This window comes from Kribbella lupini, from assembly GCF_039529595.1.
In the GTDB taxonomy this organism is placed as follows: domain Bacteria; phylum Actinomycetota; class Actinomycetes; order Propionibacteriales; family Kribbellaceae; genus Kribbella; species Kribbella lupini.
Genome location: NZ_BAAANC010000002.1, coordinates 399,224 through 423,416, shown reverse-complemented (window position 1 = coordinate 423,416; position 24,193 = coordinate 399,224). Strand labels below are relative to the sequence as shown.

The following is a 24,193-nucleotide window of genomic DNA, read 5'->3' as shown; positions in this document are numbered from 1 at the left end:
GGCAACCCGAGCGCCCGAGCCCGCACCGACGGCAGCGCGAGCGCCCGGCGTACCGCACCGACACACCACCACGAGATCACCGCAGGACCGACGCGAGGGATACAGCTGTGAGCACTGAACGCATCACCCACCTGATCGGCGGGACGCCCTGGACGGGTGTCTCGGAGCGCACCAGCAAGGTCTACAACCCGGCCACCGGCGAGGTGACCGGCGCGCTGGACCTGGCCTCGGCGGCGACCGTCGACGAGGCGGTCAAGGTCGCCCACGAGGCGTCGAAGGCCTGGGGGCGTACGTCGCTGACCAAGCGTGCGCAGGTGCTGTTCGCGTTCCGCGAGCTGCTCAACGAGCGCAAGGGCGACATCGCCGCGCTGATCACCGCCGAGCACGGCAAGGTGCTGTCCGACGCGCTCGGCGAGGTGACCCGCGGGCTCGAGGTGGTCGAGTTCGCCTGCGGCATCCCGCACCTGCTCAAGGGCGGGTTCAGCGAGAACGTCTCGACCAACGTCGACGTGTACTCGATCCGGCAGTCGCTCGGCGCGGTCGCGGTGATCTCGCCGTTCAACTTCCCGGCGATGGTGCCGTTGTGGTTCGTCCCGATCGCGGTCGCCTGCGGCAACAGCGTGGTGATCAAGCCGTCGGAGAAGGACCCGTCGGCGGTGAACGCGGTCGCCGCGCTGTGGAAGGAAGCCGGTCTGCCGGACGGCGTGATGAACGTCGTGCACGGCGACAAGGAGGCCGTCGACCGGCTGCTCGAGCACCCGGACATCAAGGCGGTCTCGTTCGTCGGGTCGACGCCGATCGCGCGGTACGTGTACGAGACCGGTACGGCGAACGGCAAGCGCGTCCAGGCGCTCGGCGGCGCGAAGAACCACATGGTCGTGCTGCCCGACGCCGATCTCGACCTGGCCGCCGACGCCGCGGTCAACGCGGGCTTCGGGTCGGCCGGTGAGCGCTGCATGGCGATCTCCGCGCTGATCGCGGTCGAGCCGGTCGCGGACGACCTGATCGCCAAGATCAAGGAGCGGATGGCGACGCTGAAGACCGGGGACGGCACGCGCGGCTGCGACATGGGTCCGCTGGTCACCGGCGAGCACCGGGACAAGGTCGTCGGGTACGTCGAGGCGGGGGTCGAAGCCGGTGCCGAGCTCGCGGTCGACGGACGGAACGGACCGTTCGCCGGCGGCGAGGACGGGTTCTGGCTGGCGCCGACGCTGTTCGACAAGGTGACGCCGCAGATGTCGATCTACACCGACGAGATCTTCGGGCCGGTGCTGTCGGTGGTCCGCGTTCCGTCGTACGACGCGGCGCTGGACCTGGTGAACTCGAACCCGTACGGCAACGGCACGGCGATCTTCACCAACGACGGCGGCGCGGCACGGCGGTACCAGACCGAGGTCGAGGTCGGCATGGTCGGCGTGAACGTCCCGATCCCGGTGCCGATGGCGTACTACTCGTTCGGCGGGTGGAAGAACTCGCTGTTCGGCGACACCCACGCGCACGGGACCGAGGGCGTGCACTTCTTCACCCGCGGGAAGGTGATCACCTCGCGCTGGCTCGACCCCAGTCACGGTGGGCTGAACCTGGGCTTCCCGACCCACGACTGATTCGCATCTGAGGTGTAGCGTCAAGAAGAACCCCCGGGGCACGAGGAGTACCGCGGCGAACCAGGCTCAGCCGAGCCGTCCGTAGCGCCGAGACACCCAGCCCTGGAGTGCGTCATGTCCAAGAACAAAGGCGGACGCGAAGTCCGCAAGCCGAAACAACCCAAACAGCCGAAGGCCAGCCCCGCCGACAGCGCGATCATCCCGCCGACCAAGCAGGCGCGGAAGTAGTCGCCGGGCAGTGACCGGATGAGAACGCCGGCCGCCACGCATCCTCGAGGAGCGCGGCGGCCGGCGTTTCGGTGTTGGAGCCGGAGCCGAAGCCGGAGCCCGGAACCGGAGCCGGAGCCAAGGCGAGTCCGGAGCCCTGAGCCCGGAGGCCGAAGTCGGCGATTGCCGGGGCGAGCGACGTACGGCGTACCGGGCGTACGCCGTACCGGCTCAGCCGATCAGATCTGGGTCACCGGGCGCGGCTGCAGGCCGGCGTCGGTGTAGCAGGCGTCGATGAGCTCCATCGTGGCGACCGCGTCGTCGGCGTCGATCGGGAGCGGGGCGCCGTCGCGCAGGTGGGCGGCGAAGGCCTCGAGCTGGTACGTGTACGACGACTTGCGGCCGAGCTGCTCGACCCAGTGGTCTTCCTTCGTCGTGACGATCACCCGGTCGTCCAGGTGCGGGAGGACGAAGCTCGGCGCGAACGCCTCACCGCGGGTGCCGACGACCTTGAGACTGAAATCGAGCTCCTCCGCGGCCATGCTCGTCCGCACCGCGCCGGTCGCGCCGTTCGGGAACTCCAGGTCCGCGTTCAGCCACTCGTCGACCCCGGGCAGCCGCTTGCGCTCACCGGCGCGGGCGCTGACCAGCTTGGGCTGACCGCCACCCCACGGCGCGAGCATCCGCTGGGCGTGCAGCGCGTAGCAGCCGACGTCCATCACCGCTCCACCAGCGAGCGCCAGCGACCAGCGCGGGTCCTCGTCGGCGGGCGGCCCCATCACCATCGTCGCCTCGACGTGCTGCAGCTCGCCGAGCTCGCCCTTGGCGAGCAGCTCCTGGAGCCGCTTGGTGACCGGGTGGAACAGGTAGTGGAAGCCCTCCATCACCACGACACCAGCCTCGCGGGCGGCGTCGCGGACCTCGGCGGCCTCGGCCGCGTTGCTGGCCGACGGCTTCTCGGTCAGCACATGCTTGCCCGCGGCAATCGCGCGCAGGTTCCACGGGCCGTGCAGGCCGTTGGCGAGCGGGTTGTAGATCGCCTCGACCTCGGGGTCGTTGATGACGTCCTCGTACGACGCGTGCACCCGCTCGACGCCGTGCTCGGCGGCGAAGGCCTCGGCCCGTTCGGTGTCCCGGGCCGCGACCGCGACCAGCCGGGCGCCGGTCAGCCGGGCCGGTTCGGCGATCGCCCGGCCGGCGATCCGGGCGGCGCCGAGGATGCCGATGCGCAGCGGTTCCATGCCTTCTCCTTCAGATTTCGTCCGTACGCCGGGGTACGGCGTGCTGGTCGAGGGCTTGCCGGGGGTGGTCGGCCGGTCTGGTTCCGTCGAGTCGCGCAGCGGAGTGGTCCGCCAGGAGCGCGGAGCGGCCGGTCCTGCTCCAGAGCCGGCCGGACAAGCCCGAACCGGAAAAGCGTAGTCCTCGCCGGTCGGCGATGACGTTGTCGGGATCGAAGGCGACATCGTGCCCGAGTTCAGGCAGCACCCGGTAGACCGTGACCGCCATCCGGACCCGCTCAGGAACTGTCCGTACCGTGTGCTTCGAGCCGTCGGTCACAGGCCGTGAGGCGCTCCGGCCACGGACTTCGGACGACCGCACGCCGTACGCGCGCCAAGCCCGCGACGCCTCCCCGGCCCGGCCACGATCACCCAGCGCGACCACCCTCGGAGCGACTGACAACGTGTGCACGTCGGCAGCGTAGAACGCGCCGTCCGCCCTCGCCCCCGTGATCGCCACCCACCGCCGGACCTTCACCTCCCCGATCCACCCCGTTCACCTCCAACCCCTTGCCGAAGGCACCCTTCCCCACGTCCCTCGCGCCGTGATGAGATCACCCCGGACCTGGACGACGACCGAAGAGGCGGGGACATGCGGACTGATCACGGGTTGCAGGTTGTCCGGTTGGGGCTGCTCGGGGCCGGGCGGATCGGATCCATGCATGCCGGGAACGTGGCGCGGCGAGTTCCCGGCGCGGAGTTGGTGGCGGTGGCGGATCCCCGGGTCGAGGCGGCGCGCGAGCTTGCGGACAAGTACGGCGCGCGGGCCTGTGGTGTGGACGAGTTGCTGGCGGATCCCGAGATCGACGCGGTACTGATCACCTCCATCGCCGCTGTGCAGTCGGAGTTGATCGTGCGGGCGGCCGAAGCGGGCAAGGCGGTGTGGTCCGAGAAACCGGCGTCGTTGACGGTCGAGGAGATCGATCAAGCGATCGCGGCGACGAAGGCCGCCGGGGTTCCGTTCCAGGTTGGGTTCAACCGGCGGTTCGCGGCCGACTTCGCGGCAGCGCGGGCGACGATCGACGCGGGTGGGATCGGCACGCCGCAGTTGATGCGGTCGATCACCCGCGACCCGGGCTGGCCGGCGGGATTGTCCAACGCGGGCGGCGTCCGGCCGTGGACGATCTTCCGCGAGACGTTGATCCACGACTTCGACACGTTGCTCTGGCTCAACCCGGGCGCCGAGGTGGTCGAGGTCTACACGCGCGGCGACGCGCTGGTCGCGCCGCAGTTCAAGGCCGACGGGCTGATCGACACGGCGGTCGTCGTACTGACCTTCGACAACGGCGCGATCGCGACCGCGGAGGCGAACTTCTCCGCGCTCTACGGGTACGACGTCCGCGGCGAGGTGTTCGGCAGCAAGGGCATGGTCGTCGCGGGCCGGTTGCCGAGTACGACAGCGGTGCAGTACGACGCGAGCGGCCTGCACCAGCAGACGATGCGCAGCGACGAGCAGATGTTCGGCGACGCGTACGTGCAGGAGTTGGTGGACTTCACGGAGGTCGTACGCGGCAACGCCGAGCCGCCGGTCACCGGCGAGGACGCCCGGCGCGCGTTGACGATCGCGCTTGCCGCGATGCGCTCCTATGAGCAGCACAGCCCGATCCAGATCACGCGAAACGACCGCCTCACAAAGGAAGACATCTGATCAAATCTGCACACCGACTCGACGGTGGGCCCCTGACAGCCCAAGATGTGCGCATGAGCACCGTCCAGGTCAGCGTCGATCGCACCAGCCGCACCCCGCTCCACGTCCAGCTGGCTCAGCAGCTGGAGGCGGCGATCCAGGGCGGTGACCTCCCGGTCGGTTCCCGGCTCAGCAACGAGGTGGACCTGGCCGAGGCGTACGGGCTGAGCCGTCCAACGGTGCGGCAAGCCATCGCGAGGCTGGTCGACCAAGGCCTGCTGGTCCGCAAGCGCGGTGTCGGCACACAGGTCGTCGGCAACTCCGGCCAGGTCCGGCGCTCGCTGGAGCTCACCAGCCTGTACGACGACCTGGCCGCTGCGCACCGCAAGCCGGAGACCGAGGTGCTGCGCTTCGGCATCGCACCTGCGAGTCCTGATGTGGCGGCTGCACTGCAGTGCGAGGCCGGAGACCGCGTACTGCGGCTGGAGCGCCTCCGCCGCGCTGACGGCGAGCCGCTGGCCCTGATGCGCAACTGGCTGCCGCCGGAGATGCTGGACACGGATCCGAGCACCCTGGCCGAGCGCGGGCTGTACGAGCTGCTCCGCGCCGAGGGCGTCCGCCTCAAGGTCGCGCACCAGACCATCTCCGCTCAGCCCGCCACACTGGAACAGGCCCGCCTCCTCGGTGAGGAAGCGGGCCATCCGTTGCTGGCGACGACGCGGATCACGTACGACGACCACGGGCGTGCCGTCGAGTACGGCTCACACCTGTTCCGCGCGTCGCGCTACGCCTTCGAGCACACCCTCGTCCACCGCTGACCCACCCCTCAGAGAGCCGGCGGCGGACGAGAGAGCCCTACTTTGTACCAGTTCCGGGGAACTTCCAGCCAGGCTTTCCGGCCATCGCGAACAACTGGTCGGTGCTGAACATCGGCTTCGCCCGGGTGTGCTTGTCGTTCTTCTCCGACGGCCCGTTGTAGCTGGTCATGCTGATCATCCGGCCGTCGGGGTAGTGGATCTCGACGCGGTTGGCCAGTACGCCGTTGATCGCCTGCCGCTCGTCGCCGTACGAGGGCTCGTTCTTCGACCAGCCGATCACCGAGCCGTCGGACCTGACCTTGCAGTGCTGCGGTCCTTCACCGGTGCACTTGGTCACCGGCTTCGTCTCGTACTGCACCAACGCGTCGACCCGGGCCGCGCCCTTGCCGTCGTTGACCACGTACGACGCGCCGTTGAACCCGTTGGTGCCACCGCCCCAGGTCTCGGGCCGAGTGAACTGCAGTCCGCGCGGCAGCACGCTCTTCAGCTGCTGCTGCGTCTGCTCCAGCGGCACGGTCGGCTTGCCGTTGGGCGGGAGCCCCGCTTCGTCCAGTCCGGTCACGGCCGGCGGGTAGACCCACTGGTCGCTGTTCGCGATGGCGGTGAGCTGCTTGACCGTCAGCAGCGGGTTGGTCCGTGTGTGCGCCACGATCGGGTTCGGCGAGTTGTAGTTGTACAAGCTGATCAGGCGGCCGTCGGGGTAGAAGACCTCCACCACGGTGTTCCTGATCCCGTTGGGGTCCCGCTCGGGGGCGAACGGCACGATCGACTCGTTCGCGTAGGAGTGGATCACCGAGCCGTCCGGCCGCACCTGGCACGTTCCGTGCAGGCCCGCGCAGTCCCGGTTGGGCTTGGTGGTGACGATCTTGACGGTGACCAGCGAGGCGCCCTTGCCGTCGTCGAGAACCACATGGGCGCTGAACAGGCCGTTGTCCTTTTCGCTGCGAGGTGCGGACTGATTCAACCCCGACGGCAGCAGAGCGCGGAGTGTGGCGAGGGTCTGGGCCGGGGACGTGGCCTTCGCCGACGGCTCGGCCGACGGAGTCGCAGGGTCCGACGGGGTCGCGGGGGCTGACGGGGTCGCCGGAGCGGACGGGCCGGCGACGGTGGGCTCCGGCGTGCTGCCGGCGAACAGGTGGGTGCCACCGACGATGATGCCGGCGGTGGCCAGTACGGCGCCCGCGCCGCTGAGGCCGAGCATCGCCGTACGGCGGCGGCGCAACGTGACTCCGCGCTGGATGCCACGCTCCACCAGGTCGTTCGACTCCGGCTCGAGGTCGTCGGTCGCCCGGCGCATCAGGTCGGGCAGGCTGTCGTTCAGGTTGTTCATCGAGTTTCTCCTGCGAGTCAGAGAGCGATCAGGTGGACGTCGTCGCCGAGCACCGCACGCAGGCGGTCCAGGGCACGGGAGGTCCGGGTCCTGATCGCACCGGCGTTCTTGCCGAGATCCAGCGCGACCTGTTCGACGCTGCGATCTTCGAAGAACCGCAGCACCAGCACCGCACGATCAAGGGGAGCCAGTTCGGCCAGGGCGTCTCGCAGGGCGAGGCGTAGTTCGAGGTCACCGGACTGGTGGACGCCGTCCGGCACGGCGGCCGTCGGCTGCTCGCTCCAGCTGCGTTTGCGCCGCTGGGAGACGAACGTCCGGGCCAGGACGGTCTGGGCGTACGCCGCGGGGTTCTCGATCCGCTGCATCCGCCACCAGGACCGGTACATCTTGGCCAGCGTCTCCTGCACCAGGTCCTCGGCGTGGTGCCGGTCCCCGGCGAGCAGCCAGGCCGTCCGGTACAGCTGTGGGGTTCGCGCTCTGGCGAACTCCTCGAAATCGTCCGTCGTCGATCCCATCACTGCCCTTCGTCGTGGTCTCACTGGGTACGACGCCACCACGCGCTGATTTGGTTACAGCAGCTTCCCGCGTACGCCGTACGGCCGGATTTCTGCAACAAGCTGCAACCGGGGTGGACCGGAGCGTGAGCGGATGGTTACGGTCGGGCGGCCTCTGCCCGCCGGTTGGTTGTCCACAGGCCGGGCGGATCGGGTTGGCGCGGGTGCCCTCCGGGTTGGGACAATGATCGCGCAGGGTGACGGAACGGTCGCCGCCGGAACAGCGACGGACACGGGGAGACGATGACAGCGGACAGGGTCGCCGCGCGCCGGAACGGGTTCGACCGGGGCGGAGCGGTCGAGCTGATCGACGCGCAGGTGCGCGACGTCGTCCGGCGCGAGGGCATCGACCCCCTGCGCGACCCCGGCGCGGTCAGCACGATCGTGGCCACCGTCGTCCGCGAGTACGACGAGCGCAGCCTGACCGGGATCGTCCCGCCGATCGGCGACGTCGAGGCGGTCAGCCGTGAGGTGCACGACCGGGTCGCGGGCTTCGGGCCGCTCCAGCGGTACCTGGACGACCCGAAGGTCGAGGAGATCTGGATCAACGAGCCCTCCCGGGTGTTCATCGCCCGCGAGGGCCGCCACGAGCTGACCACGACGGTGCTGACCGAGGAGGAGGTCTCCGATCTGGTCGAGCGGATGCTGAAGACGACCGGGCGGCGGATCGACGTCTCGCAGCCGTTCACCGACGCCCGCCTACCCGACGGGAGCCGGGTGCACATCGTGCTCGGCGGCATCACCCAGCGGTACGCGGCGATCAACATCCGGAAGTTCACCGTGCGCGCGAGCAAGCTGACCGACCTGGTCGCGCTCGGGTCGATGACGCCGCACGCGGCCGCGGTGCTCGACGCGTCGGTCGCCGTCGGCCTCAACATCTTGGTTGCCGGAGGCACCCAGGCGGGCAAGACCACGATGCTGAACGCGCTGGCCGGCTCGATCCCGGGCCGGGAGCGGGTGATCAGCTGTGAAGAGGTGTTCGAGATCAAGCTGCCGATTCCCGACTGGGTGTCGATGCAGACTCGCCAGGCCGGGCTGGAGGGCACCGGCGAGGTGCGGCTGCGGGACCTGGTCAAGGAGTCGCTGCGGATGCGGCCGTCCCGGCTGATCGTCGGCGAGGTCCGCGGTGAGGAGTGTCTCGATCTGCTGCTCGCTCTGAACAGCGGCCTCCCCGGCATGTGCACGATCCACGCGAACTCGGCGCGTGAGGCGCTGACCAAGATGTGCACGCTACCGCTGCTCGCGGGGGAGAACATCGGGTCGAGGTTCGTGCTGCCGACGGTCGCGGGCTGCGTCGACCTGGTCGTGCACCTCGGAATCGGCGGCGACGGGCAGCGCCGGGTGCGCGAGATCGTCGCGGTCAGCGGCCGGATCGAGGACCAGACGATCGAGACCGAGACCCTGTTCGGCCTGCACGACGGGATGCTGCGCCGGGCCGAGGGCCAGTTGCCGCACCCGGAGCGGTTCCAGCAGGCGGGGTACTCGCCGGCCGGGCTGCTGACCGAGCTGCCGCGCGGGGTGAACTGATGGGACTGCTGCTCGGGCTCTTCTTCGGAATCGGCATCCTGCTGGTCGTCTGGTCGTTCGTCGCGCCGTACGAGGACAAGCCGAAGACCGACGGGCGGTTGACGGCACGCAGCCGGGACCTGCTGGCGCGGGCCGGGGTGGAGGGCGTGACGCCGGGTGCGTTCATCGGGGCTTGTTTCGTGACGGGGTTCGTCGCGTTCGTGCTGATGTTCGTGGTGTCGGCGGCGCTGCCGGTCGGCGTGGTGTTCGGACTGATGGCCGGTGGAGTGCCGGTCGCGCTGCTGAAGAGCCGGGCGCGGAAACGGCTCGGCGAGTTCCGGGAGTTGTGGCCGGACGTGGTGGACAACATCGCTTCCGCCGTACGGGCTGGGCTGTCGTTGTCGGAGGCCTTGGCGCAGGTCGGGGAGCGTGGGCCGTTGCCGTTGCGCGAGCCGTTCCGGCGGTTCGGCGCTGACTACGCGTCGACCGGGCGGTTCGCGGACTCGCTCGATCGGTTGAAGGCGCGGTTGGCGGATCCGGTGGGTGACCGGGTCGTGGAGGCGTTGCGGATCGCTCGGGAGGTTGGTGGCGGTGACCTCGGGCGGTTGCTGCGGTCGCTGTCGAGCTTTCTGCGCGACGACGCTCGGACGCGGTCGGAGTTGGAATCGCGTCAGTCCTGGTCGGTGAACGGGGCTCGCGTCGCGGTGGCGGCGCCGTGGCTGGTGCTCGGGTTGCTGTCGTTCCAGGGCGATGTGATCCAGCGGTACAACACGCCGGTCGGGGCTCTGGTCATCGGCATCGGGGCTGTCGTGTGTGTGGTCGCCTACCGGGTGATGCTGCGGATCGGTCGTCTCCCGGAGCCTGAGCGGGTGCTGCGATGAGGTGGAGGAGACGATGAACCCGTTGGTGCTGGGGGCACTGCTGGGTGGGGTGTTCGGCGCGAGCTTGTTGCTGGTCGTTCGGCGGCTGCCGTTCTTGCGGAAGCCGACGGTCGACGACCGGATCGGGCCGTACCTGCGGGATCTCGCCGGAGCCGACGTGTTCTCCGGCGTGGTCGACTCCGGATCGCCGTTCCACGCGATCCTGCGGATGTTCGGGCCGTCGTTGCGCGCGGGGGCCGCTCGGCTGGAGCGGATCCTCGGCGGCGCGGTGTCGATTCGTCGGAGGCTGGCTCGAGCGGGGATCGATCGGAGCGTCGAGGAGTTCCGGATCGAGCAGGTGCTGTGGGGTACGGCGGCGTTCGGTGCCGGTTTGCTGTTCGCGCTGGTCATGCTGTCGCTGGGGTACGGGAATCCGGTCGGCCTGCTGGTGCTGTGCGCGATCCTCGCCGTACTGGGGGTGCTGTCGCGGGACACCTACCTGAGCACTCAAGTGCGCAACCGGGAACGGCGACTGCTGGCGGAGCTGCCGACGGTCGCCGAGTTGCTGGCGCTGTCGGTCGCGGCCGGCGAAGGCCCGGCGGCGGCGCTCGATCGCGTGGCGCGGTCGTGCAAGGGGGAGTTGGCCGACGAGTTGCAACGGGTGCTCGCGGAGACTCGCGCGGGGTCGACGCTGGTCCGTGCGCTCGACGGTCTGGCGGACCGGACGGGGTTGGTTGCCTTGTCGCGGTTTGCCGACGGCCTGGCGGTCGCACTCGAACGCGGTACCCCGCTGGCCGACGTACTGCGTGCGCAAGCCGGCGACATTCGCGAGGCCAGCCGGCGTGAGCTGATCGAGTCGGGCGCGCGTCGCGAAGTCGCGATGATGGTGCCCGTTGTCTTCCTGGTCCTGCCCGTCACCATCCTGTTCGCCTTCTACCCAGGCGCTGTCGGCATCCGGCTGATCGCCGGATGAAACAAGGAGAAACCATGTCCCTGTTGATGACCAGACTCTTCCTGACCGTGGTCCTGAAACCACGCCCGGCCGAGAAGGAGCGCGGCGACGTCCCCGGCTGGGTGCTGATCACGGTGATGACGGCCGGCCTGGTGGTCGCGCTGTGGCAGTTCGCCGGAGATCAGCTGAAGTCGATGCTCGAGCGAGCGTTGGACTCCGTCGGCAGCAAATGACCCGGGCCCAGGGCAACGAACGGCGGCGCCGGAGCTTCTCGCAGTACGAGCAGCGCCGGCCGCTGACGATCGGCGACGGGCGGCGGGGCACGGGTGCGCTGGTCGGGCAGGTGCGCAAGGGGCACGACGGCCTGGTCCGGAGCTCCCTGCCTGGCCGCGGCGGCGAGGTCGGCTGCCTACCTGTGCGTCGCGACGAGCGCGGTTGCTTACCCGGGCGTCGCGATGAGGTCGGCTGCTTGCCCGGGCGGCGAGACGAGCGCGGGTCGGCGGTTGTTGACTTCGTGCTGGTGACGATGATCGTCGTGCCGTTGTTCCTGGGGATCCTGCAGGTCGGGCTGTTCCTCTACATCCGGAACACGATGACCGCGGCGGCGTCCGAGGGCGCCTTGTACGCAGCCGTGCTCAACCGCGACACCGCCGACGGGGAGGCACGGACGCGGGAACTGGTGGACGGGATCGTTCGCGACGAGTTGATCGAGTCGGTCACGGCCGAGCAGACGGAGATCGACGGCCAGCCGGTCGTCCGCGTGGCGATCTCTGCGCACATGCCGGCACTGGGCCTGTGGGGTCCCGGCATCGACTTCAGCGTCGAAGGCCACGCGGTGAAGGAAACCGGCGAATGAGGCGGGGACCGGAGGGGTCGGCGACGAGAGCGCGGCAACCTGCGCACCGACCGGAGGTACTGCGGGCGGCGACACTGCCCGCTCGACCTCCTGCGGTTGCTCCGTCCGGGCCACGCGATCGGACTGCTCCGCGTTACTCCGGTTCGACCAGCCCCGGAGGTGAGCCCCGGCCCGATCGGTCCACCAGACGGACTGCTCCGCGTCACTCCGGTTCGACCAGCCTCCGACGTGAGCCCGGACCCGATCGATCCGCCAGACGGACTGCGGTTGGGGAGGGACCGGCGACGACGCCGCGTGGTGAGCGGGGGAGTGCGGTGGTCGAGTTCTCCTGGTTGGCGTTGTTGTTGCTGGTGCCGTTGATCTACGTGATGCTCGGGGTCTTCGACGTGCAGCGGGCGTCGTACGGGGCGACGGCGGCGACGCGGGCTGCTGGGCGGGCGTTCATCATCGTGCCGTCGGGGCTGACCGAGGACGACGCGCGGGCGCGAGCGTTCGAGGCGGCGCGGTTGGCGATGAAGGATCAGGGGATCGAGTTGGAGTCCGGCGATCTGAAGATCACCTGCGATCCGGAGTGCCTGCAACCGGGCTCCACGGTGACCGTCGCGTTGGACTACAGCGTGCCGCTGCCGTTCATCCCCGAGGCGCTGGGCGGGGAGCGCCCGGCGGTCCACGTGTCGGCGTCCCACACCGAGCCGTACGGCGACTACCGCGAAGCAAAGGGCTCGCCGTGAGCAGCCCAGGGCAGCGCGCCGTCGCGAGCCAGCGGCGCGAGGCGAGCGGGCGAACCGAGCGATTCCGGCAGATCGAGCGGATCCAGCGGGATGAGCCGTGTTGGCGGGGTGAGCGGAGCGGACGGGGCGAGTCGCGTGAGCGGGGCGAGCGTGTCGAGCGGGAGCAGCCGGACGAGCGGTGTGAGGCGAACGGGCGGGACGAGTGGCGGGCGCGGACGGGGCGAAACGAGCGGGCCCAGCGCTATGAGCGGGAGCAGCGGGACGAGCGGGGGGAGCCGAGCCGGCGGGGCGAGCGGCGTGATCGGAGCGGGCGGGACGTGCAGCGTGAGCCGTGGCAGCCGAGCGGGCGGGACGTGCGGCGGGAGCGGGATGAACGCGGGCAGATGACCGTGCTTATCGTCGGGTTTGCTGCGATTGTGTTGTTGATGGTTGTGGTGGTGACTGACATCTCCAAAGTGTTTCTCGTGCGGCGGGATTTGGACTCGACGGCGGATGGTGCTGTGTTGGCCGCGGCCAACGGGCTGGCGGCGATCTACGCGCAGAGCGGCAGCGGGGGGAACGCGCAGATCGATCCGGATGAGGCTCGGCGGTTGGCGGCCGACTACCTCGACACGGTGTCGGCGAGTCAGCGGTTCGACGGGCTGGACTGGTCGGCGGACGTGACCGGTACGACGGTGACGGTGGAGCTGACGTCGAGTGTGGAACTACCGTTCAGCCCACCGGGGTGGCAGGGGAACGCCGACATCGCGTCCAGTGCGTCAGCGGTCGTTCCCGTGCGGTGAAGCTCCGCCGCGGCACCGACCGCGTCCGGCTGGGTGACGAATTTGTCGTTCAGTTGCAGGATCCCAGGCTTCCAGTAGTCGACCTGTGGCTGTGGACCATGGCCGACCGCGCCGGACGCCGGCTGCCGCCTGCTGCTCCGGTGGGCCGAACGTTGTCTGGGGCAACCTGAAATGGGCACCATGAAGTCATGCGGATCGATCTGACAGGACGGCGGGCGCTGGTTTCGGGATCCAGCCAGGGGATTGGGCAGGCGATTGCCACCGAGTTGGCCAGGGCGGGGGCGAGTGTGGTGGTCAACGGGCGGGATCAGGGCAAGACCGAGAAGGCTGCTGAGGCGATCGTGAAGGAGGTGCCGTCGGCGGAGGTGATCCCGGTGGGGGCGGATCTTGCCACTGCTGAGGGGGCCGAGTCGCTCAAAGCGAGAGCGGGCGAGCTCGACATTCTGGTGAACAATCTTGGGATCTTCGGGGCGAAGCCGGTGCTGGAGATCGACGACGACGAGTGGCGGCGGTACTTCGAGGTCAACGTGCTGTCGGCGGTCCGGCTGATCCGGATGTACCTGCCGGGCATGATGGAACGCGGGTTCGGGCGGGTGATGAACATCGCCAGCGACTCGGCCGTGGTGACGCCGTTGGAGATGGTGCACTACGGCGTGACCAAGACCGCGTTGCTGGCGGTGACGCGGGGGTTCGCGAAGGCGGCGGCCGGGACCGGCGTGACGGTCAACTCGGTGATGGCCGGGCCGACGCACACGCCGGGCGTCGAGGAGTTCGTCGCAGAACTGGTCGGCGACGACCTGCCGTGGGACGAGGCGCAACGTCAGTTCATGAAGGAGCACCGGCCGTACTCGCTGATCGAGCGCCTGATCGAACCGCACGAGATCGGCAACATGGTCGTCTACCTGAGCTCCGAGCAGGCCTCCGTCACCACCGGCGGCGCCGTCCGCGTGGACGGCGGCTACATCGACTCGATCCTGCCGTAGCCAGAGGCCGAGCCCGAGCGGCCGCGGCGGCGGCGCCAAGCCAGGTCAGGCGAACACGCCCGGGTGGTCCGCGAGCCACGTGCGGAACGTGCGGCCCGAGTGGCCGGTCAGCTTTTCGACGGCCGGTTCGATCGGGTGCGGGCTGCCGACGCGGGAGGCCCAGTACGCCAGCAGCGCCTCGATCTGGGCCGGCCGCCCCATCGCGCTCATCTCCACGCGCGCCTCGTCGGCGGTGAGGTCGACGGCCTCGAAAGTAGCGCCGGTGATCTCAGCGAGCTGAGCCAGTTGCGCACGCCGGGTCATCGACTCCGGACCGGTCAGCGGATACCCGCGCCCGTCGTGCTCACCACCGGGACCGTCCAGCAGCACCCGCACGGCGACATCGGCGATGTCCTGCTCGTGGATCGGTGCCTCCTCCGCGTCCAGGTACGGCAGCCGGACCTGACCTGTCGCGCGGATCGAGTGCGACCAGTAGATCGCGTTGCTCATGAACGCACCGGGTTGCAGGTACGTCGTCGCGTACGGGCCGCTGCCGACCAGAGCCTCGGTCTGCGCGTGGGGATCCGAGGCGGCCTCGTCGTTGCCGGCCTGCGCCGACATCGACGACAGCAGCACGACCTGGCGTACGCCGGCCGCGTCGGCTGCCGCGGCGAAGAGTCCGGCGGTCGACGGTTCGGCGTACAGGAAGACCTGCGTGACGCCGTCGAGGGCGGCGGCCAGGGACGACGGATCGTCGAAGTCCCACCCGACCGAGCCCGGCAGGTCCTCCGGCGAACGGCTGGCGATCCGGACGTCGCGACCGGCGGAGATGAGGCCGGCGGTGACTGCGCGAGCGATCTTGCCGCGGCCGCCGGTGATCAAGATGGTCATGGATGAACTCCAAAGATGTAGTAACTACAAGATTGGAAGAAGTAAAGCATGACGCTCTAGGATGTGTCCATGGAGATCGGCCGCCGGGAGCGGAAGAAGCAGCAGACCCGTCAGGTGATCTCCGACGTGGCGACGCGGCTGTTTCTCGAGCGCGGGTTCGACGCGGTCACCGTGGCCGAGGTCGCCAAGGCGGCCGACGTCGCCGTGCAGACCGTGTTCAACCACTTCCCGACCAAGGAAGACCTGTTCTTCGACGAGACGGGCTGGTGGCTGGGCCCGGCCGAGGCGATCAGGAACGCGCCGCCGGAGCAGAACCCGATCGACACCCTGGAACAGCAGTACCTGGCTGTGGTCCGCGGACGGCTGGCAAATGGCCACCTCGAAACCTGGCGCGAGTTCAGCCGGACGATGGCGGAGAGTCAGGCGTTGCTCGCTCGTCGTCGGCAGATCGCCGAGGAGATGGAGCGCACGCTCGCTGCCGCGCTGCAGGAGCGCGACCCGGAGATGGAGCCGCTCACAGCGAGGCTCGTGGCCGCCCAGTTCGCCGCGGCGCAGAAGGTGCTGGAGGACGAACTGGCCCGGATCATGCCGGCTGAGGCGAGGCCCGAGCAGCTGACAGCTGCCAACGCAGAGCTGGAGCGGGCCACCGGGAAGGTCTTCGCCGCCCTGCGTCGCGCCTGGTGACCGGACAACGGATTCCCGGCGGGGCACGCCGACCGGGTACGCTACTTGGTTGTGGCTGGACTGGATTTTGACGCGGAGCTCAAGCAACTCGACGCGACCCTGACCTCGATCGAGAAGGTGCTCGATCTGGACACGTTGCGCCGGGAGATCGCCGACCTCGGAGAGGCGGTGGCCGCGCCCGACCTGTGGGACGACCAGGCGAACGCGCAGAAGGTGACGTCACGGCTGTCCAGCCTGCAGGCGGACCTGGAGCGGGTGACCAGCCTGCGCAGCCGGATCGACGATCTGGGTGTGATGATCGAGCTGTCCCGCGAGGAGAACGACGCCGACAGTCTGGCCGAGTCGGAGAAGGAGATCGCCGCGCTGGCCAAGTCGATCCAGTCCCTCGAGGTCCGCACGCTGCTGTCCGGCGAGTACGACGAGCGCGAGGCCCTGGTCACGATCCGTTCCGGTGCGGGTGGCGTCGACGCCGCCGACTTCGCCGAGATGCTGCAGCGGATGTACCTGCGCTGGGCCGAGCGCCACGGGTACCCGACCGAGGTCTACGACACGTCGTACGCCGAAGAGGCCGGGCTCAAGTCGACCACCTTCGGCGTCAAGGCGCCGTACGCGTACGGCACGCTGAGCGTCGAGTCGGGCACCCACCGGCTGGTCCGGATCTCCCCGTTCGACAACCAGGGCCGCCGGCAGACCTCGTTCGCCGCGGTCGAGGTGGTCCCGGTGCTGGAGCAGACCGACGAGATCGACGTCCCGGAGGAGGAACTGCGGATCGACGTGTACCGCTCGTCCGGTCCGGGTGGCCAGAGCGTCAACACCACCGACTCCGCGGTCCGGATCACCCACATCCCGACCGGCACGGTGGTCTCCTGCCAGAACGAGAAGTCGCAGCTGCAGAACAAGGCCTCGGCGATGGTGATCCTGAAGGCCAAGCTGCTGGCGCTGAAGAAGGCGGAGGAGCGGGCTCAGATCGACGCACTGCGCGGCGACGTGCAGGGCTCGTGGGGCGACCAGATGCGGTCCTACGTGCTGCACCCGTACCAGATGGTCAAGGACCTGCGGACGCAGTACGAGTCCGGCAACACCTCGGGCGTGTTCGACGGGGAGATCGACGAGTTCGTCGAGGCCGGTATCCGCTGGCGCCGGACCGGCCAGACGGTCGCCGACCAGAACTGACGTACAGAACTTGTTGAAGTGAAGGAAGAGCTCCGCGCGGACTGCGGCAGCTGCTTCGGCCTGTGCTGCGTCGCGCTGACGTTCGCGCGGTCCGCCGACTTCGCGATCGACAAACCGGCCGGTGAGCCGTGCCCGAACCTGCAGGACGACTTCCGCTGCGGAATCCACCAGAAGCTGCGCGTCAAGGGCTTCAACGGCTGCACGGTCTACGACTGCTTCGGCGCCGGCCAGAAGATCTCGGCACAGGCCGGGACGAGCTGGCGCGAGCAGCCCGGCCAGGAGATGTTCGCTGCGCTGCCGATCATGCGGCAGCTGCACGAACTGCTCTGGTACCTGTACGACGCGCAGCAGCGCCCGGAGACCGCGCCGATCCGCGCAGAGCTTCAGCAAAGCGCCGACCACGTCGAAGCTCTGACCCAGCAGCCGGTCCTCAAAGTTGATCTAGGCAACGAACGTGCCCAGGTCAACGAGCTGCTCCTGACCACCAGCCGGCTCGTCCGCGGCAAGCAGCCCAAGAAGAAGGAACGCCGCGGCGCCGACCTCATCGGAGCCAAGCTCCGCAAGGCTGACCTCAGCCGGGCCAACCTGCGCGGCGCCTACCTGATCGCGGCCGACCTGGCCGGCGCCGACCTCCGCAAGGCGGATCTGATCGGCGCCGATCTCCGCGACAGCGACCTCCAAGGCGCCGACCTCACCGACGCGCTCTTCGTCACGCAGTCACAGGTCAACGCCGCGCAAGGCGACAGCCACACCAGGATCCCGAGCAGTCTGCTGCGCCCCGATCACTGGGGCTAGAGAAGTTTCACCGCGGACCGCACGATCGACGCGACCTCGTCGGAGTGGCTGTCCGACGGCCAGGCGATCACCGTGGTGACCTCCGGTGCGTCGACGACGGGCACCGCGACGTGCTCGGGCCACTGCCAGGCCCGGCTGGACGCCGGGATGACGAGCAGCGTCTTGCCGAGGGCAACGAGCTGGGCGAGCTTCGACTGGGTGTGGACCTCGGGACCCGGGCCGTCCGGGTACGTCCCGTCGAGTCGCGGCCAGCGAGCGATCGGCAGGTCCGGTACGGCGCTGACGTCGGCCAGGGTCAGCTGATCGCGGGCCGCGAGCGGGTGTGCCGCGGGGAGAATCGCCACCTGGCCTTCGACGAAGAGCTCCTCGGTCTCGAAGCCCGCGAGGTCGTCGTACGGGATGTGCATGAGCGCCAGGTCGGCGCGTCCACGGCGGAGCAGTCCGGCTTGTTCGCCGACCTCGCACAGGAGGACGTCGACCGACTGGCCATCGGCGGCCAGCGCGTCCAGGAGCTGTTGCAGCAGCTCGTGGGACGCCCCGGCTTTCGTTGCGAGCACCAGCGGCAGCTGCGGACTCCCGGCGAGCTGCGTCCGGCGTACGGCGGTCGCGATCGCGCCGAGGGCCGCTTCGGCCTCGACGAGCAGCACCCGGCCGGCGGCCGTGAGCGTGACGCCCCGACGGTCCCGGTCGAGCAGCTGGACACCGAGCCGTCGTTCGAGCCGACTGATCGCGCGCGAGAGCGGTGGCTGGGCGATTCCGAGTCGGTCGGCGGCGCGGCCGAAGTGCAGTTCCTCGGCGACGGCGACGAAGTACCGCAGCTCACGGGTCTCGAGATCGTCCACGCCGGAAAGCCTAGGCCGATACCTGGGGAGTATCACGGCGTACCCAATCGGTCTTGGACTCCGGATGCCCGGCGTACCCAGCATGGAGGGCGTGAACACCACGAAGACCGCGCTGGTCACCGGCGCGAACAAGGGAATCGGCTTTGCCGTCGCTCGGGGCCTCGGGGCGATCGGCTTCACGGTCGCGGTGGGGGCCCGCGACGAAACCAGGAGGAACCAGGCGGTCGACCAACTGAAGGCCGAAGGCATCGACGCGTTCGGAGTCGCCCTCGACGTCACCTCCGACGAGAGCGTCGCCACGGCGGCGGCCACCATCGAGCAGACCGCGGGGCGGCTGGACGTGCTCGTCAACAACGCCGGCATCGCCGGCCGGACCGACGGGGGCGCGCAGGACCCGACCACCCTCGACCTCGACGTCCTGCGCACCGTCCTCGACACGAACGTCTTCGGGGTCGTCCGGGTGACCAACGCGATGCTGCCGCTGCTGCGTCGTGCGGAGTCACCGCGGATCGTCAACCTGTCGAGCAACATGGGTTCGCTGACGCTGCAGACCGGTCCGGTCCTGGCCGCGTACGCGCCGTCGAAGTCGATGCTCAACAGCATCACCGTCCAGTACGCCCGGAGCCTCGCCGACACGAACGTCATCGTGAACGCCGCCTGCCCGGGGTACGTCGCCACCGACTTCACCGGTTTCAACGCACCCCGGACCGCCGAGCAAGGTGCCGCGATCGTCGTCCGGCTCGCCACCTTGCCGGACGACGGTCCGCGCGGCGGCTTCTTCGACGACGAGGGCACCGTCCCCTGGTGACCGGTCAGGACTTCCGCAGCTGACGAGTCACCGGAGTCATCAGCAGCGAGATCGCCGTGATGGCCAGTGCGACCGCGGCCAGCGAGCCGCCCTGGCCCCACGACGTACCGGACAGTGACAGGTACGCCGTACCGACCGTGGCCGCGCCGAGCGCCAGACAGGTCTGCTGGCTCGTCAGCAGGATCCCGCTGCCGAGTCCGGCCTGCGCAGGCGGCACCTGACCGATGACGACTCCCATCAGCGGCACCATCACCAGTCCGCTGCCAAAGCCGGCGATGAGCATCGGTACGGCCAGCGTCCACGGGGTGACCTCCGGCCAGAGCGCCAGCGCGATAGCAGCCAGTACGGCGTACCCGACGGCCTGGATCAGCCAGCCGCGGACGATCAGGCCGGCGCCGTACCGGGCCTGCAGCCTCGGTCCGTAGATCGAGGTGATCAGGAAGCCGACCGCCATCGGCAGCAGGCTCAGACCGCCTTCCAGCGGGGACATGCCGGCCTCACCCTGGGTGGCCAGCGCGAAGACGAACATGAACCCGCCGAACGTCGTGAAGAACGCCATCGCCAGCAGCAGCCCGATCCGCATCGCCTTCAGGCGCAGGACGGACGGCGGGATGAGTGGTGCTCGCTGGGCCTTCTCCGCCCGGTGCTGGTGCAGTCCGAGCAGACCAAGAGCCGGTACGACGGCCGCCAGCGACAGCCACGTCCACAGCGGCCAGCCGAGCGGGCGCCCCTCGGTCAGAGGCAGCAGCAGGAGTACCAGCGTCAGTGCGAGCAGCCCGGCGCCCACCAGGTCGACCCGGTGAGCCTTGTCGGCTCGTGTCTCCGGCAGCAGCCTCACAGCGGCTGCCACCGCGAAGACACCCACCGGCACGTTCACCAGGAAGACGGCGCGCCACCCGAGCCCGAACACGTCGGCCTCGACCAGTACGCCGCCGAGGATCTGCCCGAGCGCCGCAGCGGCGCCGCCGACGACACCGAACATGGCCAGCGCCCGCGCCCGGTGCTCACCGGTCAGCAGGCTGCTGATCGACGCGAGCACCTGCGGAGTCATCGCCGCAGCGGTTGCGCCCTGGAGCACCCGGGCGGCCAGCAGGACGCCGATCGTCGGAGCGATCGCGCAGAGCAGCGAGGTCACGGTGAACCCGATCAGACCGGCCAGGAACAGCCGCTTGCGGCCGAAACCGTCGCCGAGCCGTCCGCCGACGACGAGCAGCGTCGCGTTGGCGATGCCGTAGCTGCCGACCACGAGCTGGAGCTCGCCCGGCGTGGCCTGCAGGTCGGTTCCGATCGCCGGGAGCGCGACGTTGATGATGAAGAAGGAGAGCATCGGCAGGAAGGCGCCGAAGAGCAGCGTGGTGAGTGCCACCGGCCCGAGGGGCGACTTGGCGGGCGCGCCGGTCGGCGGAGCGGAGGTCTGTGTCATGGTGACCAGCCTGCGCCGGTTCTTATCCGGGTAGTGAGAGCCTGGTTATCCTGGTATTCACACCACCTGGCACGGGCCTTTCGCCGGCTCGCGCGCTGGACCACCATGGAGAGATGAGCGTTGTGTCGGTGACTCGTCCCAGTGGTCCGGCCGAACGCCGGCGTGCGCTGGCGGAGTTCCTGCGGAGCCGCCGGGAGCGGATCCAGCCCGAGGAGGTCGGCTTCGCGCCGGGCGGCCGTCGCCGTACGCCGGGCCTGCGCCGCGAGGAGGTCGCGCAGCTCGCCGGGGTCGGCGTGACCTGGTACACCTGGCTCGAGCAGGGCCGCGACATCAACGTGTCCACTCAGGTGGTCGAGGCGATCTCCCGGACGCTGCGCCTGGACCGGCTGGAGCGCAACCACCTGTACACGCTGGCCGGGCTGCCGACCGGGCCGGTGAGCGGCGACTGCGTCGCCCTGCCGCCATCGGTGCAGAAGATGATCGACCGCGCCTCGCCGTACCCGGCGCTGGTCCTGAACGCCCGCTACGACGTGCTCGCGTTCAACGACGCGTACTGCAAGGTGATGCTCGACTTCACCCAGGTCCCGGAGCACCAGCGCAACATCCTCTGGCTGAGCTTCGTGTCGAAGCAGTGGCAGTGCTCGTTCGAGGACGCGCAGTCGATGAAGCTGCACATGGTCGCGGGCTATCGCGCCGCCTCCGCCGACCATCTCGGCGAGCCGAGCTGGCAGGACATGACGCAGCGGCTGCTGGCCGAGTCGGCCGAGTTCGCCGACCTGTGGAACCGGTACGACGTCGCCGCGCCGAGCAACAAGGTCAAGGTGGTCGACAACCCCCGCGTCGGGCGGCTCGCGGTCGAACCGGTCAACATGTGGTTCAACCGGCTCGGCCGGACCCGGGTGACGATCTACACCGCCGCCGACGAGGACACCGAGACCAAGCTGCGGATCCTCGTCGACGGCGAGTGACGGCCGGAGGCGTCCAAGGCGCCCCCGGCAAACCCGGTCACTCAGCCGATCGGGATGCCCGGGTTGGCCAGGCCCTTCCCGCCGGTGACGGTGTTGCTGCGGTCGATCGTGACCTTGCAGCCGGCCGCGTCGTAGTTGGTGATGTTGAACGCGTACCGCCCACTGCCGGTGGCCCCCGTCAGGTCCGACCGGTTGTTGCGGAAGACAGTCCCGCAGCCCCACCCGGACTGCTGGGTGTGGGTCTCGAAACCGTTGTTGGTGGTGTTCCTGCCGGTGTTGTTCTCGATCAGGTAGTTGTTGCCCTTGACATCGATCCAGCTGTCGTCGTAGTTCGCGCCGGTCAGGCCACGACCGTCGAAGGAGTTGCCCGCGACGCGTCCGCCGGTGGTGCCCTCCTTCAGGTCGATCGCTTCGCCACCGACGTCCGGGCCGATCGTGTTGTCGAGGATCTGGACGTGGTCGGACTTGTCCGACGTCCCGCCGGCGCTGCCGACGTACACGCCTTCGCCCATGCCCCGGCCGTCGTTGCCGGTGTCGTAGATCTTCGAGTTGCGGATCGTTCCGTACGTGCTGGAGTTGCGGAAGTGCACGCCCTCCATGTCCAGGCCGTGCACGGTGACACCGTCGATCACCACCCGGGTGGCGGAGTCGATCATGATGCCCTTCTGGCCACCGGTCACGGTGATGCCCTTGACCTGCCAGTACGACGCGCCGTTCAGGTGCAGTCCGTAGCCACCGCCCGCGGTCAGTACGGCGGCGGCGCTGCCGGTCAGCGTGATCGGCGCGGACGAGCTGCCGGAGACCGTGGTCTTGAAGTTGCCGGTGTAGGTGCCGTCGGCAAGCTTGATCGTGTCGCCCGGCTTCGCGCCGGCCAGCGCGGTCTTCAGCTGGGCGGCGGTGCTGACGTCGATGGTCGCGGCGTGCGCCGGACCGGCCACCAGGCCGGCGGCGACGACGCCGAGTGCGAGCGGAAGGGTCAGGAGTGGTCGTCCCATGAGTTGTCCTTTCGAGGGGGCGGTGAGGACTCAGGGGAGGGGCCCGGGCCGGTCCTCGGGGGCGGGAAGGACCGGCCCGGGCGCTGGTCAGCTGGTCGGGAAGTCGTCCGCGGTGCGAATCCGGTCGCGGATCCAGACCCCGGCCGGCTTCAGGACCGACGTACCGGCGAAGGTGTTGCCGGCGCAGGTGCCTTCCTTGAAGACGGCGCCGGAGCGGAAGTCGTCGGAGAAGTTCCAGTTCGTCCAGCCGATCTTCTTGGCGGCCAGGAAGTCCAGGTACTTCTGCGCGTTGGTGAAGTCGTTGCCGCCGTCACCGCTGGCGGTCTGGGTGCCGAACTCGGTGACGAACAGCGGGAGCTTGTCAGCGGCCCGGGACAGCGCGTTGAAGTACTCGGTCTTGTGGGAGGCCGCGTAGAAGTGGAACGTGTACATGAAGTTCGTCGCGTTGATCGGGTTGTTGACGATGTCGGCCTCGGTGCGGCCGTCGGAGATCCCGAGCGAGGCCCAGCCGTGGGTGCCGACGAACACGACGCCGTCGGGGTCCTTGGCCCGGATCACCGGGATCATCTGCTCGGCGTACGACTTGATGCCGGCCCAGGAGACGTTGTTCGGCTCGTTGGCGATGTCGTAGATGATGTTGTTCTTGTCCTTGTGCCGGTCGGCGATCTCGGTGAAGAACGTCTTGGCCCGGGCCAGGTTGGCGTTCGGGTCACCCGGCGTCAGCTGGTGCCAGTCGACCAGCGCGTACATCCCGCGCCGGGTGGCCTCCTCGATGTAACCGTGCACCAGGTCGGTGAAGCGGCGCGGGTCGGTCTCGTAGCCGCCCTCCTGGATGTACATCGAGATCCGCAGCACGTCGGCGTTCCAGTCGCCGGCCAGGGCGTCCAGCGAGGCGGTCTTGACGCACTGGCTGAACCACTGGATGCCGTGCGTGCTCATGCCGCGCAGCTGGATCGGCTTGCCGTACTGGTTGCACAGCTTCAGGCCGCAGACCCGGAGCTGACCGTTGATCGCGACCGGCGTCGCGGCGGCGGTGACCGTGTCGACGGTCAGCGAGTCGGCGTTCGGGCCGCCCTCGGCGACGACCGAGGTGGTCCTGATCTTGTTGGTCCCGGCCACGAGGTTCGCGGTGGCGGTGATCGTCTGGTACGTCGTCCAGGCGCCCGTTCCGGGAAAGCCGAGGTCGTTGGCGACCAGCGTCCCGTTCACCGCGACGTCGAGCGGGCGGTTGGTGGTGGTGCCGTTGGCGTACCGGAACTTGAGCGAGTACGGGCCGGCCGACGGCACGGTCACGGTGTACTCGAGCGAGCTGGTGGTGACGTTGTCGAAGTTCACGAACCCGGTGCCGGTGAAGCCGGCGTGGTTGGACTCGACGACGCCTTGGGAGATCGTGGCGTTCTCGGACTCGTAGCGGACGGGAGCGGCCGAGCTGGTGCTCGCGCTCGTGGTGACCAGGGCGGTGGCGGCCAGTGCGGTACTGGCGGCCACGGCTGACCAGCGGCGGGTACGCGTCATCGCGAATTGCCTCCTACTTCGCCGGGGGCGGTG

Annotated in this window: 24 protein-coding genes; 16 read left to right on the top strand and 8 right to left on the bottom strand. The window is 69.4% G+C overall.

The window, feature by feature from the left end:
• Positions 1–107 precede the first annotated feature (107 nt).
• Entirely contained in the window at positions 108–1,604 is a 1,497-nt protein-coding gene (locus tag ABD235_RS15240; RefSeq protein WP_344174644.1) for a CoA-acylating methylmalonate-semialdehyde dehydrogenase, read from the top strand.
• A 446-nt stretch (positions 1,605–2,050) separates the two neighbouring features.
• Here the strand turns inward: ABD235_RS15240 and ABD235_RS15235 are convergent, their stop codons facing one another.
• Complete coding sequence (locus tag ABD235_RS15235) at positions 2,051–3,052, bottom strand: Gfo/Idh/MocA family protein (protein WP_344174642.1); 1,002 nt, start codon at positions 3,050–3,052, stop codon at positions 2,051–2,053.
• A gap of 628 nt (positions 3,053–3,680) precedes the next feature.
• On the opposite strand from ABD235_RS15235, the gene ABD235_RS15230 reads away from it, so the two are divergent.
• Complete coding sequence (locus tag ABD235_RS15230; protein WP_344174640.1) at positions 3,681–4,736, top strand: Gfo/Idh/MocA family oxidoreductase; 1,056 nt, start codon at positions 3,681–3,683, stop codon at positions 4,734–4,736.
• A 53-nt stretch (positions 4,737–4,789) separates the two neighbouring features.
• Positions 4,790–5,533, top strand: coding sequence for a GntR family transcriptional regulator (locus ABD235_RS15225; RefSeq protein WP_344174638.1), 744 nt, complete (start codon positions 4,790–4,792; stop codon positions 5,531–5,533).
• 37 nt (positions 5,534–5,570) lie between these two features.
• Here the strand turns inward: ABD235_RS15225 and ABD235_RS15220 are convergent, their stop codons facing one another.
• Both ABD235_RS15220 and ABD235_RS15215 read right to left on the bottom strand, forming a co-directional pair.
• Positions 5,571–6,863, bottom strand: coding sequence for a hypothetical protein (locus ABD235_RS15220; protein WP_344174636.1), 1,293 nt, complete (start codon positions 6,861–6,863; stop codon positions 5,571–5,573).
• A 17-nt stretch (positions 6,864–6,880) separates the two neighbouring features.
• Entirely contained in the window at positions 6,881–7,378 is a 498-nt protein-coding gene (locus ABD235_RS15215) for a SigE family RNA polymerase sigma factor (RefSeq protein ID WP_344174634.1), read from the bottom strand.
• A 282-nt stretch (positions 7,379–7,660) separates the two neighbouring features.
• On the opposite strand from ABD235_RS15215, the gene ABD235_RS15210 reads away from it, so the two are divergent.
• The 8 genes from ABD235_RS15210 to ABD235_RS15175 all read left to right on the top strand — a co-directional run bounded on the left by ABD235_RS15210 (position 7,661) and on the right by ABD235_RS15175 (position 14,087).
• On the top strand, positions 7,661–8,944 hold the full coding sequence (locus ABD235_RS15210; RefSeq protein WP_344174632.1) for a TadA family conjugal transfer-associated ATPase: 1,284 nt from the start codon (positions 7,661–7,663) through the stop codon (positions 8,942–8,944).
• Positions 8,944–9,804: a type II secretion system F family protein gene (locus ABD235_RS15205; protein ID WP_344174630.1), complete on the top strand. Its 861-nt coding sequence runs from the start codon at positions 8,944–8,946 to the stop codon at positions 9,802–9,804. The genes ABD235_RS15210 and ABD235_RS15205 overlap by 1 nt, the downstream gene beginning before the upstream one ends.
• A 13-nt stretch (positions 9,805–9,817) precedes the next feature.
• Positions 9,818–10,756 (top strand): type II secretion system F family protein, encoded by a 939-nt coding sequence (locus ABD235_RS15200; RefSeq protein ID WP_344174628.1) that lies wholly within the window; start codon positions 9,818–9,820, stop codon positions 10,754–10,756.
• 14 nt (positions 10,757–10,770) lie between these two features.
• Positions 10,771–10,968 carry a hypothetical protein gene (locus ABD235_RS15195; RefSeq protein WP_344174626.1) on the top strand — a complete coding sequence of 66 codons (198 nt, stop codon included), beginning with the start codon at positions 10,771–10,773 and terminating at the stop codon, positions 10,966–10,968.
• Complete coding sequence (locus tag ABD235_RS15190; RefSeq protein WP_344174624.1) at positions 10,965–11,591, top strand: TadE/TadG family type IV pilus assembly protein; 627 nt, start codon at positions 10,965–10,967, stop codon at positions 11,589–11,591. The genes ABD235_RS15195 and ABD235_RS15190 overlap by 4 nt, the downstream gene beginning before the upstream one ends.
• Before the next feature lie 314 nt (positions 11,592–11,905).
• Positions 11,906–12,322 carry a hypothetical protein gene (locus ABD235_RS15185; RefSeq protein WP_344174622.1) on the top strand — a complete coding sequence of 139 codons (417 nt, stop codon included), beginning with the start codon at positions 11,906–11,908 and terminating at the stop codon, positions 12,320–12,322.
• Between the two features lie 317 nt (positions 12,323–12,639).
• Positions 12,640–13,104 carry a pilus assembly protein TadG-related protein gene (locus tag ABD235_RS15180; RefSeq protein WP_344174619.1) on the top strand — a complete coding sequence of 155 codons (465 nt, stop codon included), beginning with the start codon at positions 12,640–12,642 and terminating at the stop codon, positions 13,102–13,104.
• A 188-nt stretch (positions 13,105–13,292) separates the two neighbouring features.
• Entirely contained in the window at positions 13,293–14,087 is a 795-nt protein-coding gene (locus ABD235_RS15175; protein WP_344174617.1) for an SDR family NAD(P)-dependent oxidoreductase, read from the top strand.
• Between the two features lie 45 nt (positions 14,088–14,132).
• On the opposite strand, the gene ABD235_RS15170 is transcribed toward ABD235_RS15175, so the two are convergent.
• Positions 14,133–14,957, bottom strand: a complete 825-nt coding sequence (locus ABD235_RS15170) for an NAD(P)H-binding protein (protein ID WP_344174615.1) — start codon at positions 14,955–14,957, stop codon at positions 14,133–14,135.
• Between the two features lie 69 nt (positions 14,958–15,026).
• On the opposite strand from ABD235_RS15170, the gene ABD235_RS15165 reads away from it, so the two are divergent.
• From ABD235_RS15165 to ABD235_RS15155, 3 genes are read left to right on the top strand one after another with little or no spacing between them, the layout of a single operon-like run.
• Positions 15,027–15,641, top strand: coding sequence for a TetR/AcrR family transcriptional regulator (locus ABD235_RS15165; protein ID WP_344174613.1), 615 nt, complete (start codon positions 15,027–15,029; stop codon positions 15,639–15,641).
• Between the two features lie 51 nt (positions 15,642–15,692).
• A complete protein-coding gene (gene prfB / locus ABD235_RS15160; protein ID WP_344174611.1) occupies positions 15,693–16,814 on the top strand; it encodes a peptide chain release factor 2 in 1,122 nt (373 codons plus the stop codon).
• 18 nt (positions 16,815–16,832) lie between these two features.
• Positions 16,833–17,609, top strand: a complete 777-nt coding sequence (locus ABD235_RS15155) for a pentapeptide repeat-containing protein (RefSeq protein ID WP_344174609.1) — start codon at positions 16,833–16,835, stop codon at positions 17,607–17,609.
• On the opposite strand, the gene ABD235_RS15150 is transcribed toward ABD235_RS15155, so the two are convergent.
• Complete coding sequence (locus tag ABD235_RS15150; protein ID WP_344174607.1) at positions 17,606–18,451, bottom strand: LysR family transcriptional regulator; 846 nt, start codon at positions 18,449–18,451, stop codon at positions 17,606–17,608. The genes ABD235_RS15155 and ABD235_RS15150 overlap by 4 nt on opposite strands.
• 82 nt (positions 18,452–18,533) lie before the next feature.
• On the opposite strand from ABD235_RS15150, the gene ABD235_RS15145 reads away from it, so the two are divergent.
• Positions 18,534–19,259, top strand: a complete 726-nt coding sequence (locus ABD235_RS15145) for an SDR family oxidoreductase (protein WP_425553178.1) — start codon at positions 18,534–18,536, stop codon at positions 19,257–19,259.
• A 4-nt stretch (positions 19,260–19,263) separates the two neighbouring features.
• Here ABD235_RS15145 and ABD235_RS15140 read toward each other — a convergent pair whose 3' ends face one another.
• Positions 19,264–20,682, bottom strand: a complete 1,419-nt coding sequence (locus ABD235_RS15140; RefSeq protein ID WP_344174602.1) for an MFS transporter — start codon at positions 20,680–20,682, stop codon at positions 19,264–19,266.
• Between the two features lie 113 nt (positions 20,683–20,795).
• On the opposite strand from ABD235_RS15140, the gene ABD235_RS15135 reads away from it, so the two are divergent.
• Entirely contained in the window at positions 20,796–21,650 is an 855-nt protein-coding gene (locus ABD235_RS15135; RefSeq protein WP_344174600.1) for a helix-turn-helix transcriptional regulator, read from the top strand.
• A gap of 41 nt (positions 21,651–21,691) precedes the next feature.
• On the opposite strand, the gene ABD235_RS15130 is transcribed toward ABD235_RS15135, so the two are convergent.
• Both ABD235_RS15130 and ABD235_RS15125 read right to left on the bottom strand, forming a co-directional pair.
• A complete protein-coding gene (locus tag ABD235_RS15130) occupies positions 21,692–22,645 on the bottom strand; it encodes a right-handed parallel beta-helix repeat-containing protein (RefSeq protein WP_344174598.1) in 954 nt (317 codons plus the stop codon).
• Between the two features lie 87 nt (positions 22,646–22,732).
• The gene (locus ABD235_RS15125; RefSeq protein WP_344174596.1) at positions 22,733–24,160 is read right to left on the bottom strand and encodes a cellulase family glycosylhydrolase; all 1,428 of its coding nucleotides are present in this window, start codon (positions 24,158–24,160) and stop codon (positions 22,733–22,735) included.
• Positions 24,161–24,193: the final 33 nt, after the last annotated feature.

Coding starts and splice junctions, on each gene's coding strand:
- ABD235_RS15235 (WP_344174642.1), bottom strand. CDS start 3,052: ATGGAACCGCTGCGCATCGGCATCCTCGGCGCCGCCCGGATCGCCGGC.
- ABD235_RS15230 (WP_344174640.1), top strand. CDS start 3,681: ATGCGGACTGATCACGGGTTGCAGGTTGTCCGGTTGGGGCTGCTCGGG.
- ABD235_RS15225 (WP_344174638.1), top strand. CDS start 4,790: ATGAGCACCGTCCAGGTCAGCGTCGATCGCACCAGCCGCACCCCGCTC.
- ABD235_RS15220 (WP_344174636.1), bottom strand. CDS start 6,863: ATGAACAACCTGAACGACAGCCTGCCCGACCTGATGCGCCGGGCGACC.
- ABD235_RS15215 (WP_344174634.1), bottom strand. CDS start 7,378: ATGGGATCGACGACGGACGATTTCGAGGAGTTCGCCAGAGCGCGAACC.
- ABD235_RS15210 (WP_344174632.1), top strand. CDS start 7,661: ATGACAGCGGACAGGGTCGCCGCGCGCCGGAACGGGTTCGACCGGGGC.
- ABD235_RS15205 (WP_344174630.1), top strand. CDS start 8,944: ATGGGACTGCTGCTCGGGCTCTTCTTCGGAATCGGCATCCTGCTGGTC.
- ABD235_RS15200 (WP_344174628.1), top strand. CDS start 9,818: ATGAACCCGTTGGTGCTGGGGGCACTGCTGGGTGGGGTGTTCGGCGCG.
- ABD235_RS15195 (WP_344174626.1), top strand. CDS start 10,771: ATGTCCCTGTTGATGACCAGACTCTTCCTGACCGTGGTCCTGAAACCA.
- ABD235_RS15190 (WP_344174624.1), top strand. CDS start 10,965: ATGACCCGGGCCCAGGGCAACGAACGGCGGCGCCGGAGCTTCTCGCAG.
- ABD235_RS15175 (WP_344174617.1), top strand. CDS start 13,293: ATGCGGATCGATCTGACAGGACGGCGGGCGCTGGTTTCGGGATCCAGC.
- ABD235_RS15170 (WP_344174615.1), bottom strand. CDS start 14,957: ATGACCATCTTGATCACCGGCGGCCGCGGCAAGATCGCTCGCGCAGTC.
- ABD235_RS15165 (WP_344174613.1), top strand. CDS start 15,027: ATGGAGATCGGCCGCCGGGAGCGGAAGAAGCAGCAGACCCGTCAGGTG.
- ABD235_RS15145 (WP_425553178.1), top strand. CDS start 18,534: ATGGAGGGCGTGAACACCACGAAGACCGCGCTGGTCACCGGCGCGAAC.
- ABD235_RS15140 (WP_344174602.1), bottom strand. CDS start 20,682: ATGACACAGACCTCCGCTCCGCCGACCGGCGCGCCCGCCAAGTCGCCC.
- ABD235_RS15135 (WP_344174600.1), top strand. CDS start 20,796: ATGAGCGTTGTGTCGGTGACTCGTCCCAGTGGTCCGGCCGAACGCCGG.
- ABD235_RS15130 (WP_344174598.1), bottom strand. CDS start 22,645: ATGGGACGACCACTCCTGACCCTTCCGCTCGCACTCGGCGTCGTCGCC.
- ABD235_RS15125 (WP_344174596.1), bottom strand. CDS start 24,160: ATGACGCGTACCCGCCGCTGGTCAGCCGTGGCCGCCAGTACCGCACTG.